Raw genomic sequence first — 22,193 nt, forward strand, 5'->3', positions numbered from 1 at the left:
GCCTCCCCGAAGGCCCGGTCGAGGATCGCGGCGGCCTCCCCCTCCCGCAGCGCGGCCCGCGTCCGGTCGGGGACCGGTCGAACATCCCTTCCCCTTCGGGTGGCGACCAGGCCACTACGGCCACCCGTTCCCGCCCTCCGAGCCGGGCCTCCCCGGCGCCCGCAGGGCGTCGAGGCTGCCGGGCGAACCGCTCGCCCCGACCACCACCCGGCTCACCGGCTCGGCTGCCGCACGGCCCTGACCAGCCCGTGGAGCCGGTCACGCAGGGCCGGAAGGGCGGGCAGCCCGGCGCTGGGCCGCAGCTCGCGGCTCTGTTCCGCGCAGCTGGTCTGCGACCGGCCACCGAGGTCCACCCCATGGACACTCCCCGAGTGGGTACGGATCACCGTGCCCCGCCACCGCGCGCCCACCGCGCGCCCACCACTCGCCGAACCCTCGCCCAGCTCGCGCCCACCCCTCGTCGTACGCCATCTCCCCGCACCTCCAGGAGCCCCCGTGCCGGATCAGCCCCCGACCTCGCCGCCCCCGTACGCCGACTCGGTCCGCGCGTACTACGCCGCCCAGCCCTCCCCCCTCGTGGCCGCCACCGGGATCGTGCTGGACCCCCGCGGGCGGGTCCTCGTCCTCACCACCTCGTACAAGGCGGAGCTGGAGCTCCCGGGCGGGGGCGTGGAGGACACCGAGACCCCGGAGGAGGGACTGGCCCGCGAACTGAAGGAGGAGCTGGACCTGAGCGTGCCGGTCGGGCGGCTGCTCGCCGTGGACTCCCGCCCGCCGGGGCCCCTCGGCCGCTCCCTCGTCGTCCACGTCCACCTCGTCGGACCGCTCACGGCCGAAGAGGCCTCCGCGCTCTCCTTCCCGGACGGGGAGGTCACCGAGGCGCGCTGGCTCACCCCGGAGGAGGCCTACGAGGCCCTGTCGGCCCCGAAGGCGTCCCGACTGCGTGCTTCGCTGGCCGCCCTGTACTCGGGCTCCCTCGCGCACCTGATCGGCGGCGTCCCGCAGCCCGGCTCCCCGGCCGGCCTGGACCCGGCCCGCCGGGCGGAGCTGGAACACGCGGGTGCCTACGACACCGCCGGCCATCGCGCCGCCCGTCCCAAGGCGCTCACGGCGGCGAGCGTGCTGTTCACCGACTCCGCGGGCGGGGTCCTGCTGGTGCGACCCGCGTACGGCGATCCGGACCACTGGAACCTGCCCGGCGGCGGCATCGACAGCGACCTCGGCGAGATCCCGCGCGCCGCGGCCCGCCGGGAGGTCCTCGAAGAGCTCGGCCTCGACCTCGCCCCGGGCAGGCTGCTCGCCGTCAACTGGTCCCACCGGTCGGGCTATCCGGCCCGGGTCCGCTTCCTCTACGACGGCGGCACCCTCGACGCCGCCGCCCTGGCCCGGATCCGCCTGCCCGGGACGGAGCTCCTCGCCTGGCGCGCGGTGCCCCCGGCCGAACTGCGCCGGTTCGCCAAACCGGCGCTCCGCCGCCAGATCGAGGCCTGCCTCACGGCCCGGGCCACACCGGGCGGCCCCATCGAACTGCACTCCGGCCGACTGGTGCCCCAGGGCTAGGTGTATTGCCCTGTGAGGTTGGGGACGCGGCTGGCGGGTGGTTTGCCTGCGAGGGCGGTGTGTCCGCGGTGGTGATTGTAGGTGTGCAGCCACTGGGGGAAGGCGTCGCGTCGTTCTTGTTCTGACTGGTAGGGGCGGGCGTAGGCCCATTCCTCCAGGAGGGTGCGGTTGAGGCGTTCGACCTTGCCGTTGGTCTGGGGCCGGTAGGGCCGGGTTCGTTTGTGGGTGATCCCGGCCGCTGTCAGCAGGTCGCGCCAGGCGTGGGACTTGTAGCAGGAGCCGTTGTCGGTCAGGACGCGCTCGACGGTGATCCCGACGCTGGTGAAGTAGGCCTGGGCCCGGGTCCAGAAGCCTGTGGCGGTCTCCTTCTTCTCGTCGGTGTGGATCTCGCTGTAGGCGAGGCGGGAGTGGTCGTCGACGGCGGTGTGGATGTAGCTGTAGCCCAGGCGGGGCCGCTTTCTGCGGCCGGCCTGGCGGCCGAGCGCCTTGTGTCCGCCGCCGTCGGGGATATTGCCGAGCTTCTTGATGTCCACGTGAACCAGTTCGCCTGGGCGGTCTCGTTCGTAGCGGCGTATGACGCGGCCGGTCGCCCGGTCCAGGTGCGTGAGGCGCGCCAGGCCAAACCGGGTCAGGACGCGGTGCACGGTCGAGGGCACCAGGCGCAGGAGGTGGGCGATGCGGGCCGGGCCCCACCGGCGCACGAGGCGGACCTTGATGATCCGGCGCTCCGTGCGGGTCGGGGTCCGGCGAGGGCTGTGGTGCGGGCGGGACGAGTGGTCGCTCATACCGGCCTCACCCAGGTCCCGGTAGCGGTCGGCCCACCGCTGGGCCGTGGTCGGGGAAACCTGGAAGCGTTCGGCGGCCCGGCGAAGCGGCCAGCCGTCCTCGACCACACAGCGGGCCAGGCGCAGCCGTCCGGTCTCGGTCAGGGGTGCATTACGGTGGGGCATGAGGGCCTTCTGTCGTTCGGTGGAGATGTCGCAATCCACACCGAACCCGGAAGGCCCTCACCCATTCAAGAACCCTCAGCCGAGACCTGCATCACCCGTCCACAACCTCCCAGGGCAATACAGCTAGGCCGTCTCTTTCGGATCTTGCCCGCCGTGTTCAACACAACGTAACCAGCACCACAACTGCACGGGAGTCGGCACCGCGCACCCGCGACTGGTCCGAGTCCGCGGTTCCGTCATTTTCGGCAAGGGTGAACGACCCGCCCCGGAGGGGTTACGAGCCATGCGTCCGGGGCCCGGGGGGGCGCCGGCGCACCAGGCTCGACTCGCTCGCGATGGCGGGCCGGGTGCCCCGGTGAACTGCGGGTCTCCACGTGTGTGGGCACAACCGTGCCCCATCGAACCCCGGACGTGGGCACCTGGTATCCACTCGGCGCAACCGACCCCCAGGCCCCGTCCGGCACCAGGCCGGATCGTCGCCGCCCGTCTCATCGGGACCACCTTCGAGTGGCACGGCAACTCGGCCGACCGGTGTTGCCACCCGCACGCTTCCGTCACGCTCCGCTCGCGAGGCGCCCGAGCCTCTCCGCCGACCAGATTCAGCCGATCTGCCTTTGGACACAACCACGTTGACGATCAGTCAGGGGCGATTAATCACGGATGTTTGGGTGGACCTCGGTACAGATCGGCGCGCGCACGACGACCGATTCCAGCCGCTGGCGGCCCTTGACGGTGAATGGGCGTTGTGCGAATCTCTCGACAGGTCTGGACCAATTGTCTTCATCGGGCGGGGGCCCGAGTTGCCAGACGTCCCGGGGGGTTCTGGGGCGTCCGGCGGTCCTGACCGCTCACGGCCATCGGCCGGCCCCCGGGGGAGGGCCGGATGTCATGAGGTGGCCGGCAACTCGCCGAACCCGGTCACCGCAGCCTGCCGTTGGCGTCTGAAACCCGACGTGCGGCAGCCCGCGCCCAATACCGCGTCCGCACGTTCACCCGTGCTGCTCCTCCACCCTGCTCCGACGTCCTAAGTGAGCCGCTGAATGTCCGAAGTCCTCCCCTCGCCCGACCGCAGACCCGCCTCGCCGGCCCAGCAGGGCGTCTGGCTGACCGAACGGCTGGGACTGGCCCGCGAGGCGTTCCACATGCCGGTACGGATCTCCTTCGACCGGATCGACACGGCGGCGCTGGTCCGCGCCGTGGATGCTGTGACCAAGCGTCACCCGGCCCTCTCCGCAAGGCTGGTGGAGCACGACGGTCAGGTCTGGCAGGAACCCGCGGCGCAGCGGCCCGAACTGGTGGAGCTCGAAGCGCCCGCAGACGAGGCCGACCTGGAGAAGCGGTTGGAGGAAGAGACTGCTCGTCCGTTCGCCCTGGAGACCGGCCCGCTCAGCCGGTTCACCCTGCACCGGCGCTCCGACGGCAGCGCCGAACTGCTGGTCACGGCCCACCACTCGGTCTTCGACGGCAACTCCAAGGACGTCCTGACCAGGGACCTCGCAGCCGCGTACGGCGCGGCCCCCCTTCCCGTGACCACCGCACCGCCCGCACCGCCCGCACCGGCTGCGTCCGCCGGGCCGATCGCGGATCCAGGCACCGTACGGAGAGCCGCCGAGTGGTACGGGCCGCGTTGGGCCGCCGCCACCGACCCGGTACTGCCCGGTGTGTCGCGCACCCCGATCGCCGCCGGGGCCGGTGAGACGGTCGAGTGGCGACTCGACGGCACCGAGGTGGCCGAGCTGGCCGCCGCGGCGGCCCTGGGCGGCACCACGGTCTTCGAGTTCCTGCTCGCGGCCCTGCACGGGCTGCTGCGCCGGTACGGCGGCGAAGCGGTCGCGGTGTCCGTTCCGCTTTCCCACCGGACTCCCGAACTCCGTGAGGAGATCGGGCTGTTCGTCAATGAACTGCCCGTCCACGCTCCCGCAGCCGATGCGTCACAGACCTTCACCGGCTTCGCCGCCGCCGTCCGGGCCGAACTGCGGGCCGGCTACCCGTACCGGAGCGTGTCCTTCGGCGCCGCCGTCACCGGACTGGGCCCCCGTGTCGGCCTGACCGCCGTCTCGCTCGGTTACCGTCGGCGCGGCCCCGACCCGGACTTCGCCGGCACCGGTGCCCGGATCGCCTGGGCCGTGCACAACCGCACCGCCCGCAACACCCTCCACCTGCAGATCGTCGAAGCCCCGCCGACCGGCGACGCCCCGGGCGGAGCCATCGACTTCAGCCTGCAGTACGACCCGGCCGTGCTCGCCCCGGACGCCGCCCGCCGGTTCGCCGGCCACTACAGCACCCTGCTCGCCGGCGCGGTCGCCGACCCCGGCGTCCGGCTGCTGGACCTGCCGCTGATGGACGCCGCCGAGCTCCGGGCCGTCACCACCGCGCCGAACGCCACCGACCGGGCCTACCCGGCCCACCGGACCGTGCTCGACCTGATCCGCGCCCAGGCCGCCGCCACCCCCGGGGCGATCGCGGTCAGTGCTGCGGGACGACACTTCGGCTATCGCGAACTACTGGCTCGCGCAGACCAGTTGGCCGGGGCGCTGCGCGCCGGCGGAGTCAGACCCGGCGACCTGGTGGCTCTCCACTTGGACCGGACCGCCGACCTCCCCGCCGCGCTGCTCGCCGTCCTCGCCACCGGCGCGGCGTACCTGCCCCTGGACCCCGGCTATCCGGCCGAGCGCCTCGCCCTCGTCCTGCGCGACTCCGGAGCCGTTCTGGTGCTCGCCGACCGCGAGCCCTCGCCCCTGGTGGCCGCCGCCGCCCCTGCGGTCCTACGGCTCCCGGCGCCATCGGTGCAGGACCCGGCCGAGGCCGCCACCGAGGCCGCCCCCGGCACCTCCCCCGGTCCGGACGACGTGGCGTACGTCCTCTATACCTCCGGCTCCACGGGCCGCCCCAAGGGCGTCGCGGTCGGACACCGGGCCCTGGTCAACCTGCTCACCTCCTTCGCCGACCGGTTCGACTCGGGCCCTCGGCACGCCTGGCTCGGATTGACCTCTCTCTCGTTCGACATCTCAGCGCTGGAGCTCTACCTGCCGCTGATCACCGGCGGCCGCCTGGTCCTGGCCCCGGACGGCCTCGCCGTCGACGGACCCGGTCTGCTCGCGCTGATCGGTGCCGAGGGCGTCACCCACGTACAGGCCACCCCGTCCGGATGGCGGGTGATGCTCACGGCGGGGAGCTCCACCGACGCTCTCGCCGCCGTCACCGGCCTGGCCGGCGGCGAGGCGCTGCCGCTGCCCCTCGCCCGTGAACTGCGCTCCCGTACCGCCCGGTTGTTCAATGTGTACGGGCCCACCGAGACCACCATCTGGTCCACCTGCTCCGAGCTCCCCTCCGTGCCCGAGCACGTCAGGATCGGCAGCCCGATAGCCAACACCCGGGTCTACGTCGTCGACGAGCAGCTGACCCCCACCCCGCTCGGCATCCCCGGGGAGCTGCTCATCGGCGGGGACGGAGTCGCTCACGGATACCTCGGCCGGCCCGAACTCACGGCCGAGCGCTTCGTGCAGAGCCCGTTCGGTCCGGCCGGAGCCCGGCTCTACCGCACCGGGGACCGCGCCGTCCGGACGCCCGACGGCGAACTCGACTTCCTCGGCCGGATCGACGATCAGGTCAAGATCCGCGGTCACCGGATCGAACTCGGCGAGATCGAGTCCGCGCTGCTGGAGCACCCGGCACTCGCCGAGGCCGCCGTGGCCGTCCGTACCGAGGAGGACGGTGAGCCGTTCCTGGCCGGCTACCTGGTCCCCGCCGCCGGCTCCCCGTCGCCCGCCCCCGCCGACCTGCGCGACCACCTGATGCGCACGCTTCCGGCCGCGATGGCACCGCAGCGCTGGCTCACCATGGACCGCCTGCCGCTCACCCCGAACGGCAAGCTGGACCGCCGGGCCCTGCCGGTGCCGCCGCGCGAGGCTCCGGCGCCCCAGGCCACCGACGCCGATTCCGATGCCGATGCCGATGCCGACACCGGTGGCGGCGACGAGACGACCCGGACGGTCCGCCGGATCTGGGCCGAGGTGCTGAACCTGCCCGATGTCGGCCCCGAGGACGACCTGTTCGACCTCGGCGGGCACTCGCTGACGGTGATCCAGATCGCCTCCCGGATCCGCGACGCGCTCGGCGTGGAACTGGACTTCGACGTCTTCTTCGACGTCCCGACCCCGGCCGGCATCGCCGCCGCCGTCCGCGAGCGCCGGTAGGCCCTGCGCCCCCGCACGCCGGGCACGGGCCACTCGGCCGTGCCCCGCCCCCGCCGCGCCCGCACGCGCCGCACCGCGCCGCGAGCCCGCACGCGCTGCACCGCGCCGCACTTCGGCGCGCCTCGCCGCGCCCGCACCCTCCGATTCCCCCTCCGTACGCCCGAACAGGAACTCGATGACGGATACCCAGGACCTGCCCGCCGACTGGTCCGCAGCCAAACGCGCCCTCCTCAGCAGGCGGCTGCGCGGCGCCGCGGCCCCCGCCCGGGTGGTGGACCCCCGCCCGGCGGACACCGCACCGCCGCTCTCCAGCGGCCAGGAACGGCTCTGGTTCATGGACCAGTTCGCTCCCGGCTCCACGGCCTACACGCTGGCTCCGGCCCGCCGTCTCCGGGGCCCCTTCGACCGCACCGCACTGGACGCCGCGCTGACCGATCTGGTGGCCCGGCACGAGAGCCTGCGGATGACCTTCCGCACCACCGAGGCCGGTACCGCCGAGGTCCGGGTCGCCGGGCCGGCGCCGTTCGCCGCCCGGCACCTGGACGCCGTCGCGGACCCGGATCCCCAGGCGCGCGCCGCCGCCGAACTCGGCGCGCTGATCGCCGAACCCTTCGACCTCCAGACCGGTCCGCTGCTGCGCGCCCTGGTGGTCCGGATCGCCGAGGACGACCACGTACTGGCCCTGGTGATGCACCACATCATCTGCGACGGATGGTCGATCGACCTCCTCAACCGCGAGCTCGACCTCCTCTACGCCCACCACGCCCACGGCGCCCCGAACGAACTGGCCGCCCTACCCGTCCAGTTCGGGGACTACGCGGCCTGGCAGCGGGACCGTCTGGAGAACGGGCAGCTCGCCGCCTCCCGGGAGCACTGGCGAGGCGAACTCCACGGCGTCCCGGCCCTGGAGCTGCCCTCCGACCGGCCTCGCCCGCCGCTCTTCACCTTCGACGGGGCCGCGACCGAGTTCCGCTGGAGCGCCGAACTCTCCCGCCGGATCGGCGAGGTGGCGCGGGCGTACGGCGCCTCCACGTACATGGTGCTGATGGCCGCGTTCCAGGCCCTGCTCGGCCGGCACAGCGGCCAGCGCGACTTCGCCGTCGGTTCCGCCGTCGCCGGCCGCCTCCACCATGAACTCGAGGGCGTGGTCGGGGCGTTCGTCAACATGCTGCCGATCCGGGCCCGGCTCTCCGCCGACCTCGACTTCGGCCGCCTGATCAGCCGGGTCCGCGAGACCACGCTCGACGCGTACGCGCACCAGGAGGTGCCGTTCGAGCAGATGGTCAGCGACCTCGCGGTGGAACGCGACGTCAGCCGCGCAGCCGTCTTCCAGACCACCTTCGCCTTCCAGAACTACGGCGACCGCGCCACCACCCCCACCGCGGGCCTGGACTCCGAGGGCTTCGGCTACGAAGCCACCACCACCCACGCCGACCTCGCCCTCTACATGCGCGAGGAGCCCGACGGCGGCCTCTACGGTCTGCTCACCTACCGCACCGACCTCTTCGACGCCGGCACCGTCGAGCGACTCGCGGAGCGGTTCGAGCAGCTGACCGCGGCCGGCGTCGCCGATCCCGCGCTGCCGGTCGACCGGCTCCCACTGCTCAGCGCGGCCGAGCGGACGGCCGTACTCGAGACCTGGGCCACCGGTCCCGCACTGCCGGAGGGCGGTCCCGCCACCCTCACCCAGGCGCTGGCCGAGGCCGCGGCCCGGACGCCCGAGGCGCCGGCGCTGGTCTTCGAGGACCGCACGATGACCTACGGCGACCTGGACCGGCGCGCCCATGCCATGGCCCGGCGCCTGCGGGCCCTGGGCGTGGGTGCGGACGACCGGGTGGCCGTATGCCTGGAGCAGTCCCCCGAGCTGGCGGTCGCCCTGGTCGCCGTACTCAAGGCCGGTGGCGGCTACCTGCCGCTCGACCCCGAACAGCCCCCCGCCCGGCTCGCCCACCTGGTCGCCGATGCCGGGGCCAAGGTCCTGATCACCGACGCCGTGCTGCGCACCCGGTTCGGCGACCACGCGGCCGTCGACCTGCTGACCGACGACGGCCACGGCGCGGACGGCGATCCTGCGGAGTGGGACGGGTCGCCGCTGGAGGAGGTCTCGGGCGCCGACCACCTGGCGTACGTGATCTACACCTCCGGCTCCACCGGCGCGCCCAAGGGTGTCGCCGTACAGCACCGCCAGATCCTCAACTACCTGGCGGGTGCGGGCGAACGGCTGCGGATCGAGCCCGGGGCCTCCTTCGGGCTGCTGCAGTCGCTCTCCTTCGACTTCAGCATGACCATGCTCTACCTGGCGCTCACGACCGGCGGCCGGGTGCACCTGCTGCCGCGCCGGATCGCGGGCGTGGAACTGGCCGCGGAGATCGAGCGGGCCGGCATCGACCACCTGAAGATGACACCCTCCCACCTGGCCGCACTGACCGCCGACGCACCGATCGAGCAGCTGCTGCCGCGCCGCACACTGGTCCTCGGCGGCGAGGCCAGCAGCTGGTCCTGGGCGGCGGGCATCGCCGCACTGGGCCGGTGCACGGTGTTCAACCACTACGGGCCGACCGAGGCGACGGTCGGGATCACCGTCCACGAGGTCACCGCCGAAGGCATCAACGCGCCGGGCAACACCCCGATCGGCAGCCCGCTCGCGGGTGGGCGCTGCTACGTGCTGGACGAAGCCCGCAACCCCGTTCCGCCGGGCGTCACCGGCGAGTTGTACCTGGGCGGGGACCGGCTGGCCCGGGGCTACCTCGGGCGGCCGGACCTGACCGCCGAGCGGTTCCTGCCCGATCCGTACGCCGACCGGGCCGGGACGGAGCCGTCCGCGGCCGACCCGTACGGCGCCGACCGGGGCACTGCGGGGAGCAGCGGCCCGCGGATGTACCGCACCGGCGACCTGGCGCGCTGGCGCACCGACGGAACCCTGGACTACCTCGGCCGCGGCGACGACCAGATCAAGGTCCGCGGCTACCGGGTCGAGCCCGGCGAGATCGAGGCCGCGCTGACCGCCCTGCCCGGAATCACCCAGGCGGTGGTCCTGGCCCGCGGCGAGGGCGTCAAGCAGAGCCTCGTCGCCTACCTGGAACGCCCCGCCGGCGGCGAACCCCCGGCCGCCGCCGAACTGCGCGCCACCCTCGGCGAGGTCCTGCCGGACTACATGGTCCCGGCCCGCTACGTGGTGCTGGAGCGGCTGCCCCTGCTCGCCCACGGCAAAGTCGACCGGAAGGCGCTGCCGGCGCCTGCCGACGGCCCGTCCGCCGACAGCCACGTAGACCCCGAGGAAGGGACCGAGCAGGTGATCGCCGCCATGTGGGCGGACCTGCTGGACCTCCCCCGGGTCGGCGCGCTCGACGACTTCTTCGAGCTCGGGGGCCACTCCCTGCTCGCCACCCAGGTGGTCGCCCGGATGCGCCGGGCCTTCCCCGACCTGGCCACCCCGGTCGGCGTGATGGACCTCTTCAAACACCCGACGGTCCGCCGGCTCGCCGAGCTGGTGGCCACCCCCGAGGCGGACCGCGGCCCGCGCCGACTGCTGCACCTGCTCACCCCCGAACGCCGCCGGACGTCCGCCACCGTGGTCTGCGCCCCCTACGGCGGCGGCAGCGCACTGATCTACAAGCCGCTCGCCGACGCCATGCCGGCCGACTGGGCCCTGCACTCCATCGCCGTCCCCGGCCACGAGCTGGGCGAGGAGGCGATGGACATCGACGAGGTCGCCCGGCTCTGCGCCGAGGAGATCGTCGCGAACGTCGCCGGACCACTGGTGCTCTACGGGCACTGCGGGGTCGGCGTCCGGCTGACCGTGGAGATCGCCCGCCGGGTGGAGGCGGCCGGGCGGGACATCGACGCCGTCCACCTCGGAGGAATCTTCCCGTTCGCGCGCCCCAAGGGCCGCGGCGCCGCGCTGGCCGAGCGCTTCGCCGAGCTGTCCGCCCGGCTGCGCAGCGACCAGGGCATGATCAACGCCCTGGCAGCGGCCGGCCTCGACGTGGACGAAGTCGACGAGGAGCAGCTGCGGCTGATCGTGCACAACCGCCGGGTCGGCACCAAGGGCGCCGAGCGCTACTTCGGTGACCTGTACGAGAGCGAGGGCGGCGCCATCACGGCGCCGGTGATCGCCGTCTGCGGCGACCGCGATCCGGCGACCGAGTTCTACGAGGAGCGGTACCGCGAGTGGCACCGCATCACCAGAACCGCCGCCGTGGTGGTCCTGGACGAAGCCGGGCACTTCTACCTCAAGTACCGCGCCGAGGAGTTGGCCGGCATCGTGACCGGGGTGCACCGCTCGATCGCCGCCGGCGAGGAGGCGCGCCACGAACGCACCGCCGACGCCACCTGGTGGCTGGCGGGCCTCTCCCGCGACGCCGCCGCGGACCCTGGCCCCGAGCTGGAATCCGGTACGGAACCAGGTGCGGAATCCGGTACGGAATCCAGTGCTGGGCCCGGTACGGAATCCAGTGCTGGGCCCCGGAGGCGGGGGAAGTCCCGGAAGGCCCGTGCGCGCCGCCCCGTCCGCCCCACCATGGGCCGCTTCCTGGCCATCGCCACCGGCCAGCAGCTCTCGATGATCGGCTCGGCCCTCACCGAGTTCGCCCTGCCGATCTGGATCTACCTGCAGACCGGCTCGCTGTTCCAGCTCGGCATGCTCGCCGCCTTCGGCCTGGTGCCCGGCATCGTGGTCGCCCCGCTGGCCGGCGCCATCGTCGACCGCGGCGACCGCCGCCGGGTGATGCTGTGGGGCGACGTCGCGGCCGGCCTGACCCAGGCGGCCCTGCTCGTGCTGTACCTGAGCGATGCACTGGAGATCTGGCACTGCTACGTGATGATCTCCCTGCTGTCCGCCGCGCTCGCCTTCCAGCGCGTCGCATGGGGCTCGGCGGTACCGCAGCTGGTGCCCAAGCGCTTCCTCGGACGCGCCAACGGTGTGGTCCAGATGGCCCTCGGCCTCGCCCAGTTCCTCGTACCGCTGATCGCAGTCGGCATCCTGCACGTCATCGGCCTCGGCGGCATCCTGGTCTTCGACGTCGTCAGCTACGTGGTCGCCACCGGGGTCACCCTGGCGGTGCGCTTCCCCGACGTGATGGCCGCCAGGCGCCGCGAGAGCGTCGGCGCCGAGATCCGGGCCGGTTTCCAACGAGCCCTGGGAAGCCGCCACTTCAGGGCCATGCTGTTCTGGTTCGCGGCGCTGAACATCTTCCTCTCGCCGCTCTTCCTGCTCATCACCCCGCTGGTGCTCTCCTTCTCCTCGACCGCCGCGGCCGGCTGGGTCTCCACCGCGGCCGGCCTGGGCGCCGTCCTCGGCGGCCTCACCCTGCTGGTATGGGGAGGCCCGCGCCGGATGCGCCTGCGCGGGGTCCTGTTCGCCACCCTCGGTCTCGCCGCCGCCTGCGTCGTCACCGGCCTGCGGCCCTCGGTGACCGTGGTGGCCGCCGGCGCGTTCGGCATGACCTACGGACTGGCCCTGCTCAACGGCATCTACGCGACGGTCATCCAGACCAAGGTGCCGATGCGCTTCCACGGCCGGGTGATCGCGGTGAACACCCTGGTCGCCTGGTCCACGCTGCCGATCGGCTTCGCCCTGGTCGCCCCGGCCGGCCCCGAGCTGCTCCAGCCGCTGATGGACGAGGGCGGCGCGCTGGCCTCCAGCATCGGCGCACTGATCGGCACCGGCGACGGGCGCGGCATCGGCCTGCTCTACCTGGTGTTCGGCCTCGCCATGGCGGCACTGGTCCTGATCAGCCTCTGCATTCCCGTCCTGGCCCGCTTCGACCGGGACGTCCCGGACGCCGAGTCCGACGACCTGATCGGCCTGGAGACCCTGCAGGCCCGCGCGAAAGGCGAGATGAACGCATGACCTCCCTGACTCCGACTCCGACTCCGACCCCGGCCGCGGCCCCGGCCCCGATCGCCCGCCATCCGCTGACCGACGAGCAGCGCCGCCTCTGGTTCCTCCAGCAACTACAGCCTCAGGACGCCGGGTTCAACATGTACCTGAACCGGCGCTGGAGCGGGCCGATCGACCCGCGGGCGCTGAGCACGGCGCTCACCCGGCTCACCGCGCGGCACCAGGTGCTGCGCACCCGGTTCGCCCTGGACGGCGAGCAGCCCGTCCAACTCGTCGAGCCCGTACAGGACGTCGAACTCGCCCGGGTCCCGATACCGGATGCCGCGGAGGAATCCTTCACCGCGGCCTGTGCCCCCTTCGTCAACGCCCCCTTCGACCTCGCCGAGCGCCCGCCGCTGCGGGCCGTACTGGTCAGTGCCGGTGAGCACGAGCACGCCCTGAGCATCGTGGTCCACCACATCGTCTCCGACGGCTGGTCGTTCACCGTGTTGTGGCGGGAGCTGCTCGCGCTGTACCGCGAGGAGATCGGTGAGGGTCCGTCGGAACTCCCTGCCCTCAAGCTCCAGTTCTGCGACTTCGCACGGGCCGAGCGGATCAGGATGGACGGCGGCGCCACCGAGGAGGCGGTCCGGCGCTGGAGCGGGCGACTGACCGGTGTCAGCGCCCTGCGGATGCCGCTGGACCATCCCCGGCCCGCCGAGCCCAGCCACCCGGCCGGCTTCGCCGACCTCGCCCTCTCCCCCGAGCTCGTCGCGGGACTGGACTCACTGGCCCGCGAGCAGCGCTGCACCCCGTTCATGGTGCTGCTCGCCGCCTACCAGAGCGTGCTGGCCCGCTGGAGCGGCTGCTACGACTTCGCCGTCGGCACCCCACTGGCCGGCCGCAACGAGACCGCTCACGAGGCGCTGCTCGGCTACTTCTCCCGCACCGGGGTGATCCGCGCGGACCTCACCGGTGAGCCCGGCTTCCGCACGGTGCTGCGCCGGGTACGCTCCGCCACGATGGCCGCGCTGAACCATCAGGACATCCCGGTCGAGCGCGTGGCCGCCGAACTGGAACTGCCCGTACTGCCCGGCGTCGGCCCGCTCTACCAGGCGGTGTTCGTCCACCAGAGCCAGTACGAGCCGGCCGGGCCCGACGAACGGACCTCGCTGCCCGCGGGCGTTCGGACGGCGAGCATGGACTCGGGTTTCGACCGGGCCAAGACCGATCTCCTGTTGGACAGCTGGCGCACCCCGAACGGCGGGATGACGCTCTCGTTCTGCTTCGACCGGGAGCTCTTCGAGCGCACCACAGTGGCGGCCCTGGCGCGCCGGCTCCGCGACCTGCTCGCCCGGGTCGTCGTGGACGTGGAGGTCCCGCTCCACGGCGACTGGCTGCCGGCCGAGGAGGAGCGTGCCGCGCTCCTCGCCCTCGGCGCCGGACCCGCCGTCACCGAGGAGGCCCTCCCGATCCTGCGCGGCTTCGCCGAGCAGGTCGCCATCCGCCCCGACGCACCCGCTCTCGAGTGTGCGGGCAGCATCCTCACCTACGCCGAACTCGACCGCGCGTCGGATGAGTTGGCGCGCCGGCTGGGCCCGGTGACCGGCCGCGCGGTGGGTGTCCGGATCGAGCCGTCCTTCGGCCTGGTCACCGCCCTGCTGGCGATCTGGAAGGCCGGCGCCGGCTACCTGCCGCTCGACCCCGCGCACCCGGCCGAGCGCCGGCGGACGATGCTCGGCGAGGCGGACGCCGCCCTGCTGCTCACCGGGGGCGAGCGCCCGGACCTCGGAGTGCCGGTCCTGGCAGTACCTGAACCGCCGGCCCCTGCGCAGGGAGTCCCCGCACGGGGCATCGGTGATCCGGACACGGGGCCCGCAGCGGCGGCGCTGCCCGGGAGCGACCCGGGCGGACTCGCGTACGTCCTCTACACCTCGGGATCCACCGGCACTCCCAAGGGCGTCGCCGTCGAGCACGCCTCTCTGGCCGAGCGCGTCCGGTGGATGGCCGGACCGGAGGGCTACCGGCTCCGGGCGGGCGACCGGATCGTCCAGTTCGCCTCCATCGGCTTCGACACCCACGCCGAGGAGATCTGGCCCGCCCTCACCGCGGGCGCCTGTGTAGTCCTGCTGCCCGGCGGCGGCCGGATGCTGCCCGACCTGCTGCGCAGCGAGGCCGGACGGTCCGTCACCGTACTCGACCTGCCCACCGCGTACTGGCAGGAACTGGTGTCGCTCGGAGAGCAGACCCCGTGGCCGCCGGCGCTGCGCCTGGTGGTCCTCGGGGGCTCCGAGGCGGACGCCGTCACCGTCGCCCGGTGGCGGGAGCGGCACGGCGACACCGTACGGCTGGTCAACACCTACGGCCCGACCGAGGCCACCGTCATCGTCACCGCGGGCGAGCTCGCCGGCGGCCCCGACGGCGATGTCGGCGACGGCGATGTCAGCGACGGCGAGGCCGGTGCCCGCCCGGGCAGCGGGCCCGCCGCCGATCGGCGCCCGCCGCTCGGCCGTCCGCTGCCGGGGGTGCGGCTCTACCTCCTGGACGAGCGCGGCAGCCTGCTGCCCACCGGCTCCGAGGGCGAGCTGTACATCGGCGGCCACGGCCTCGCCCGCGGCTACCTGGCCCGGCCCGAGCTCACCGCGGAGGCGTTCCTCCCGGATCCGTTCACCGATGCACCGGACGGCCGGATGTACCGCACGGGCGATCGCGCCCGGTGGCGCGCCGACGGGCAGTTGGAGTTCCTCGGCCGCGCCGACGGGCAGGTGAAGATCCGCGGATACCGGATCGAGCCCGCCGAGATCGAGGCCGCCCTCACCGGCCACCCGGCGGTCGGCCGGGCGGCCGTACTGGTCCGCGACGGCCGTCGGCTGATCGCCTACGCCGTCCTGCGGCGGACCGCCGGCCAGGAGGCCGAAGCCGCACCTGAGGCGGGTGAACTGCGCGAGTACCTGGCGCTGCGACTGCCGGCCTTCATGGTGCCGGACGCCGTGGTGCCGCTCGACACCCTCCCGTTGACCTCGAACGGCAAGCTCGACACCGCGGCCCTGCCCGACCCCGACCCGGCGGGCGCCGCCGCCCGGTACGTGGCGCCCCGCAGCGATGCGGAGGCCCTGGTGGTCGACCTCTGGCAGGAGGTGCTCGGCGTACCGAAGGTCGGCGTCCTGGACGACTTCCTCGCACTCGGCGGGGACTCGCTCCTGGTCACCAGGGTCGCCGCCCGCATCCGGGCCGGCGTCGGTCTCGACGTGTCGATCCGAGACGTCTTCGAGAGCCCCACCCCGGCCGCCCTGGCGGCCCGGATCGAGGCCCTGCTGATCGCGGAGATCGATGCCCTCAGCGAGGAGGAGACCGCCGACCGGCTGGCCTGACCCCGCCCGCTCCTTCCCTGACCACCTCCCCCGACTCACACCGGAGCCCGCCATCGCCACCACCCTGCCACCCGTCGCGACGACCGTCCCGGAACTCCTCGACGCCCGGGCCGCCGAACACCCCGACCGCATAGCGCTGCAGGTCCTCGGCGGCGGGGAGCTCAGCTACCGCCGTTGGCGCGAGGAGGCGCTGCGCGCCGCCGTCGGGCTGGCCGCCGCCGGGGTCGGACCGCAGGACCGGGTGGTGCTGCGGTTCTCCAACACGCGCTGGGAGCGGTACGCCGTCGGGTTCCTCGCCGTCCAGTACGCGGGCGGGGTGCCCGTCCCGGTCCGCGAGGACCTGTCCGAGACCGATGCCGCCGCCCTGGCCGCGCTCGCCGGAGCCGGCACGGTCCTGCGGGACGGTGCGGATGAGAATGACGGCCATGGCCATGATCGGTCCGGGGGGCGCCTGCCCGCCGTCCCCGGGCTGGTGGACCTGCGGCTGGACGCCCTGCTGGCGGCGCACCCCGAGCCGCCGGCCGGGCCGCCGCACCGGGTCGCCCCGGCCGACCCGGCCCAGGTGATCGGCACCTCCGGCACCACCGGCGCACCCAAGGGCGTGCTCGCCGCACACGGAAACCTGACCGCGGGCCTCGCCGCCCACCCCCGCCGCCGCGCCTACGCGCACTCGCGGCACGCCCTGCACGCCTTCCCGATCGGGACCAACGCGGGCCAGGTGATGCTGCTGGGCGCACTGACCGCCGCGCCCACCGTGCTCAGCCTGCCGCGCTTCGACGCGGACCAGTTCGGCATCGCGGTCGAGAAGCTCGGGATCGGCACCGCCTTCCTGGTGCCCTCGATGGCGATCGAGCTGGTCAACGCCGGCACCGCCGGCCGGTACGACCTGAGCAGCCTGCGTCTGGTCAACTCCTCCGCCGCCGCATTGCCCGTACCGGTGGCGGTCGCGCTGGCCGCGGCGCTGCCGGGCGCGACGCTGGTCAACACCTACACCTCCGCCGAGGCCTCGCCCGCGCAGATCTCCACCGTGGTCGACGCCCGCCGCCCCGGCTCGCTGGGCCGGCCGGCGGACCCCCGTGACCTCCGGATCCTCGACCCGGACGGGCTGCCGCTGCCCGCCGGGCAGGTCGGCGAGGTCTGGCTGCGCCAGCCCGGACCGCCCCGGGGCTACCTGGGCGCCGCCGGGGAGAGCGCCCGCGTGTTCCGGGACGGCTGGGTGCGGATGGGCGATGTCGGCCGCCTCGACCCGGACGGCTACCTGTACCTGGTCGACCGGGAGAGCGACGTCATCAAGAGCGGTGCGCTGAAGGTCTCCACCCTGCGGATCGAGGAGGTGCTGTACGAGCACCCCGCGGTCGCCGACGCCGCCGCGCTCGGCCTGCCGCACCCCGTGATGGGCGCCGTCCCTGTGGCGGTCGTGGTGGCCGGGCCCGGCGGTCTGGACCTGGACGAGCTCCGGCTGTTCCTGAGCGCCCGGTTGAGCCGGCCCGAACTGCCGGTCCGGATCCTGCTCGCCGGCGACCTGCCCAGGAATCCGAGCGGCAAGGTGGTCAAGCACCGGCTCCGCCCCCTGTTCGACGCGCCTGCGGAGTCCTGCGGTCCTCCGGTCGCCCCGGCCTCCCCGACGGAGCTGCGGCTGGCCGCGCTCTGGCGACGCCTGCTCGGCCGCCCGGTCACCGATGTGGCCGCCGAGTTCTTCGCGCTCGGCGGCGACTCCTTCCGGGCCGTCCAGCTCGCCACCGGCATCAGCGGCGAGTTCGGGGTCCGGGCGAGCACCGCCATGGTCTTCGAGCGACCCTCGTTGCGCTCCCAGGCCGCCTGGGTGGACCACCCCGACCGGCAGCGGACCGCTGCCGGCGGCGGGTCCGCCGGGACGGAGACGACCGTGACGCCCTACCTGGCCGCCCTGCGTGCGCAGCCCCACGCCGTGGCGCTGACCTCGCAGCAGGAGAACTTCTTCCGCTGGATGGCGGAGGCTCCGGGGCGGGACGCCGGCGCGGTGACGGCGCTGTTCCGGGTGGCCGACCGGCTGGAACCGGAGACCCTGGGCCTGGCGCTCACCGAGGCGGTCCGGCGTCATCCGGCGCTGCGGACCCGGTTCGAGGCGGTGGGTGAGGGAGTCGTACGGTCGGTGCTGGACGAGGAACCCCGGGTCCGGATCACGCTGACCCGGGCCCCGGGGGCCACGGACGCGGAGGTGGACGCCCTCCTGCTCGCCGAACGCGACAGGCTCACCGACCTGGCCGGTGACCCGATGGCACGCCTCCTGGTGGTCAGCCGGTCGGAGACCGACCACGTGGTGCTGGTCGCAGTGCACCACATGGTCTCCGACGGCTGGTCGGTCGGCGTACTGCTGGCCGACCTCGGGGTGTTCTACTCGGCGCTGCGGCGGGGCCGGTCGGCCCCACCGGCCCGCTCGGGCCCGGGATACCAGGAGCTGGTGGACTGGGCGAACGCGCACTGGCCGGCCTCCCGGGCCCACTTCCGGGCCGCGCTGGCCGGGGCTCCGGAGGCCGTGGAGCAGTTCACCGGCCGCCGGGCGGTGGAGGAAGTGCTCACCCAGGCGCACGAGTTCGAGGTGCCGGCGGCGTTGGCCGAAGCCCTGCGGGCCCGGGCGGCCGAGCTGGGGGCCACACCCTTCCTGGCCGTCACGGCGGCCTGGACCGGACTGCTGGCGCGCCGCAGCGGCCGTCCCGACCTGGTGGTGATGACCCCGGTGCCCGGCCGCCCGCGCCCGGACACCGAGCGGACGGTGGGCTGCTTCGTCCAGTCGCTGCTGCTGCGGGTGGACGCGAGCGGCGGACCCGGTTTCGCCGAACTGGTGGACCGGCTGCGGACGGTCTACAGCGAGGCCCTGGACCACCAGCTGTACCCGTTCGCCGAGTTCAGTCCGTCCGTGCCGTTCGCGGCATGGCTCCGCTACGAGGCGTGGGCCGCGCCCGCACAACTGCCCGGCCTGGCCTGCGAGCCCTGGGAACTGCCGCGCGGGAGCACCGTCCCGTGGCCGCTGCCGGGCGGCGACCGGGGCGTGCCCGAGCTGACCGTGGTCGAGCTGCCGGACGGCGGCCTGCGGTGCTGGCTCCAGTACAACTCGCTGGCCTTCGACCTCCCCGTGATCACCGAACTGGCCGCGGAGTTCACCGCCGCGCTGACCGCCGCCTGCGGTTGACCCGCCTGTCGGCTCCAGCCGCGCGACGGCTGGGCCACCCAGGCTTCGTCGACCGGATGCTGCGACCGGCGAACCACCGCTTGGCCTGCGGCCTTCCGGCTCCCTAGAGGACCTTGGAGAGGAAGGCCTTGGTGCGGTCGTGCTGGGGGTTGCCCAGGACGTCGCGCGGGTGGCCGGATTCGACCACGACGCCGCCGTCCATGAAGACGAGGTTGTCGCCGACCTCGCGGGCGAAGCCCATCTCGTGGGTGACCACGATCATCGTCATGCCCGACTCGGCCAGGTCCCGCATCACGTCCAGAACGTCACCGACGAGCTCCGGGTCCAGCGCCGAGGTCGGCTCGTCGAACAGCATCAGCTTCGGCTCCATCGCCAGCGCCCGCGCGATCGCCACGCGCTGCTGCTGACCACCCGAAAGCTGGGTCGGATAGTTCCCGCCCTTGTCACCCAGACCCACCCGGTCCAGGAGCTTGACGGCGCGCGCCCGCGCGACCGACTTGCTTTCGCCCTTGACCATGTGCGTGTGTGCGTGTGTGCGTGTCGCGCGTCGTGCCCCGTGGTTCAGGCGACGACCCGCAGCCGGGTGACGCCCGCGTCGAGTGCGCCACGGACGTGGCCGTTCGGCGCGGTAGCGGTCCGCTGGAGGAATCGGACCGTCTCGGCGGTGATGACCTCGCCCGGCAGGACGTTGGGGATCCCGGGAGGGTACGCCGCCAGGGTGTCCGCCGAGATCCGGCCCACGGCTTCCGCCGCGGGCACCACCTGGGCCGGGCTCAGGAATGCCTCACGCGCGGTGAGCCGTGCGGGACCGGGTGCCGGCAGGCGCAGCACGGCCTGCCCGGCCGCGGATCCGGTGAGTGGGGAGGGCAGGCAGTGCAGCGCTTCGATGAAGCGATCGATGTCGGGAGCGCGGCCTGCGCCGATCACGGCGACGATCGCCGCGTCGGTGGCGACCTCGACCATGATCTGGTGGTCCCGGAAGAGCAGCCGCCTGGCTTCGTGTCCCGTGATGCCGCCGGCGCGGGTGTCGATGGCGATCCGCAGCGGATCGGCGCGGGTGATGTCGGGGAAAGCGTCGAACCCGTCGCTGACCACCTTGAAACGGCCCAGTGTGCGGATGACGCCTCGTACTTTGTCCGCCGCCTCGATCGAGCCTCCGATCCGGTCGGCGTCGATGACGAGGGCCCTGCGGGCAAGGTCCAGGGAGGCGGTCAGCAGTGCGCTCGCGCTGGTGGACTGTACGAGCCGGAAGGCCCGGTCCACGAGCGGTTCGAGCAGGTCTGCGAACGGGCCGTGTCCGAGGTGCAGCATCGCGGACTGGGTGAGGCTCCCGGCGAGTTTGTGCGTACTCGACGTGACGAGGTCCGCGCCGAAGCGGAGCGCGCCCGCGGGGAGCCCGGGGTGGAAGCCGAAGTGTGAGCCCCACGCCTCGTCGACGATGAGGGGCACCCCGGCCGCGTGGGCGGCGTCCGCGATGGCACGTACGTCGGCGACCGCACCGAAGTAACTCGGGGAGACGATGTAGACGGCCGCCGCATCGGGCGTCCGGTCGAGCGCCTCCGCCACGTCCTTGGCGGTCACGCCGTGGGCGATGCCCTGCCGCGGATCCACGGAGGGCTGGACGAAGACGGCGTCCAGCCCGGACAGCACCAGTCCGTCGACCACGCTGGAGTGCACGCTGCGCTGGACCACGAGAGTGCGGCCCAGGGCGGGAGCGACCATCGAGGCGATGTGATTGCCCTGGGAGGCACCGTTGGTCAGGAACCAGGTGCGGCGCGCGCCCCAGGCGCCGGCGGCCAGGGCCAGGGCCTTGTCCAGCGGAGTGTCCGAGCCGAGGTCGATCCCGTCCAGGAGCGGCGGGAAGTCCAGCTCCAGCACCCGCGGGCCGAAGCACTCCTCGAGGGCCGAGCCGCGGGCCGCGGCGTGGCCGGGGACGTTCAGCCTCAGCCAGTCCCGGCCCGCGTGGTCCAGGACGGCCTCGGCGTACGGAGCCCGCAGGTGTCCGGGATCGGAGAAGGGGACGAGCGGAGAGGTGGTTGGCGTGTTCACGGGGTGAGCGTGACAGCGATCGAGCCATTGAGGAATGGTGGAGTTTTCTTCAGGACTCCATACTCTGTCTATATGCTTGAGGTACGACATCTCCAGGTCCTGTGTTCCATCGCCCAGGAGGGATCGCTGGCCGGCGCCGCGCGCGCACTGCACTACAGCCAGCCCACGATCACCCACCACCTGGCCACCATGGAGGCCTACCTGGACGCCCGGCTCGTCCAGCGCGGACCGCGGGGCGCCATGCTCACGGAGCTCGGGGAGTCACTGCTCCCGCACGCCGAGGCGGTCCGCGAGCGCCTGCGGCACGCCGAGCGGGAGGTGCGCGGCCTCGCCGAGCACGGCAGGCGCACGCTCCACATCGGCACCTTCCCCACGGCCGGCGCCCTGCTGCTGGCCCCGGCGGTCAAGCGCCTCCACCAACAGGGCGTCCACATCGCCCTCACCGAGGGTGAGCTCCCCCTGCTCCTGCGGGGCCTGCGGGCCCGGGAGCTCCAGGCCGCCCTCGTTTTCTCCCAGCCCGGTGACCGTCTCGACCTGGACGAGGACTTCGAGCTCCACCCCCTGCTCACGGACCCGCTCCTCCTCGTGATGCCGCAGGGCCATCCGTGCGCGGCTCTGGACAGGGTTCCGCTCGTCGATCTGCGCGACACCCACTGGGTGGGCGCCGCGGACCCGCACGATCCGTGCGACCGGGTGCTCTCCTGGGCGTGCGGGCAACAGGGCTTCCAGCCGGTGCACGCCATGCGCACGGACGACTACGCGGTCGTCCAGGGCCTCGTGGCCGCGGGCACGGGTGTGGCCCTCATCCCACGGCTCGCTCTGGGCTCTCCCCGTGCCGACCTGGTCGTACGCCCGCCGGCCGGCCCCGATCTCGCCCGGGAGATCAGCGTCGCGGTACTCCGCTCGACCTCGGCCGGCAGCGCCCAGGAGCTGGTCTCGGCCCTCCAGGAGCAAGCCGCGCTGGTCACGGCCCGCTGGGGCGCCACCGGCTGAGGTGGTGGCCCAGCGGCCCGGGGGGGGGGGGCCCCTCCGGGCGCCCCCCAGAAGGGCGGTCGGGGTTATGGAAACTCGCAAAGA

At 73.6% G+C, this 22,193-nt stretch carries 8 protein-coding genes and 1 pseudogene; 6 read left to right on the forward strand and 3 right to left on the reverse strand.

What is annotated here, in order from left to right; translation table 11 throughout:
- Window positions 1-495 precede the first annotated feature (495 nt).
- The gene (locus ACFWBW_RS04810) at window positions 496-1,560 is read left to right on the forward strand and encodes an NUDIX domain-containing protein (protein WP_385368395.1); all 1,065 of its coding nucleotides are present in this window, start codon (window positions 496-498) and stop codon (window positions 1,558-1,560) included.
- On the opposite strand, the gene ACFWBW_RS04815 is transcribed toward ACFWBW_RS04810, so the two are convergent.
- Window positions 1,557-2,510, reverse strand: a complete 954-nt coding sequence (locus ACFWBW_RS04815) for an IS481 family transposase (protein ID WP_385368397.1) — start codon at window positions 2,508-2,510, stop codon at window positions 1,557-1,559. The two genes, ACFWBW_RS04810 and ACFWBW_RS04815, sit on opposite strands and share 4 nt — an antisense overlap.
- 1,040 nt (window positions 2,511-3,550) lie before the next feature.
- Here ACFWBW_RS04815 and ACFWBW_RS04820 point away from each other — a divergent pair.
- The 4 genes from ACFWBW_RS04820 (at window position 3,551) to ACFWBW_RS04835 (ending at window position 19,067) form a co-directional block, all read left to right on the forward strand.
- The gene (locus tag ACFWBW_RS04820; protein WP_385368399.1) at window positions 3,551-6,706 is read left to right on the forward strand and encodes an amino acid adenylation domain-containing protein; all 3,156 of its coding nucleotides are present in this window, start codon (window positions 3,551-3,553) and stop codon (window positions 6,704-6,706) included.
- A 175-nt stretch (window positions 6,707-6,881) separates the two neighbouring features.
- Window positions 6,882-12,557 carry an amino acid adenylation domain-containing protein gene (locus tag ACFWBW_RS04825; protein ID WP_385368401.1) on the forward strand — a complete coding sequence of 1,892 codons (5,676 nt, stop codon included), beginning with the start codon at window positions 6,882-6,884 and terminating at the stop codon, window positions 12,555-12,557.
- The gene (locus ACFWBW_RS04830; RefSeq protein WP_385368403.1) at window positions 12,554-15,898 is read left to right on the forward strand and encodes an amino acid adenylation domain-containing protein; all 3,345 of its coding nucleotides are present in this window, start codon (window positions 12,554-12,556) and stop codon (window positions 15,896-15,898) included. The genes ACFWBW_RS04825 and ACFWBW_RS04830 overlap by 4 nt, the downstream gene beginning before the upstream one ends.
- The gene (locus ACFWBW_RS04835; RefSeq protein ID WP_385368404.1) at window positions 15,858-19,067 is read left to right on the forward strand and encodes an AMP-binding protein; all 3,210 of its coding nucleotides are present in this window, start codon (window positions 15,858-15,860) and stop codon (window positions 19,065-19,067) included. The genes ACFWBW_RS04830 and ACFWBW_RS04835 overlap by 41 nt, the downstream gene beginning before the upstream one ends.
- A 103-nt stretch (window positions 19,068-19,170) precedes the next feature.
- Here ACFWBW_RS04835 and ACFWBW_RS04840 read toward each other — a convergent pair.
- Both ACFWBW_RS04840 and ACFWBW_RS04845 read right to left on the reverse strand, forming a co-directional pair.
- A pseudogene (locus ACFWBW_RS04840) lies at window positions 19,171-19,695 on the reverse strand (amino acid ABC transporter ATP-binding protein); the annotation flags it as partial.
- The gene (locus tag ACFWBW_RS04845; RefSeq protein ID WP_385368406.1) at window positions 19,629-21,116 is read right to left on the reverse strand and encodes an aminotransferase class I/II-fold pyridoxal phosphate-dependent enzyme; all 1,488 of its coding nucleotides are present in this window, start codon (window positions 21,114-21,116) and stop codon (window positions 19,629-19,631) included. The pseudogene ACFWBW_RS04840 and the gene ACFWBW_RS04845, both read right to left, overlap by 67 nt.
- Window positions 21,117-21,188: 72 nt before the next feature.
- Between ACFWBW_RS04845 and ACFWBW_RS04850 the strand changes: the two genes are divergently transcribed.
- Window positions 21,189-22,109: a LysR family transcriptional regulator gene (locus ACFWBW_RS04850; RefSeq protein ID WP_385368408.1), complete on the forward strand. Its 921-nt coding sequence runs from the start codon at window positions 21,189-21,191 to the stop codon at window positions 22,107-22,109.
- The last annotated feature ends 84 nt before the right edge of the window (window positions 22,110-22,193 follow it).

The organism is Streptomyces sp. NPDC059957 (genome assembly GCF_042730015.1).
Taxonomy (GTDB): domain Bacteria; phylum Actinomycetota; class Actinomycetes; order Streptomycetales; family Streptomycetaceae; genus Streptomyces.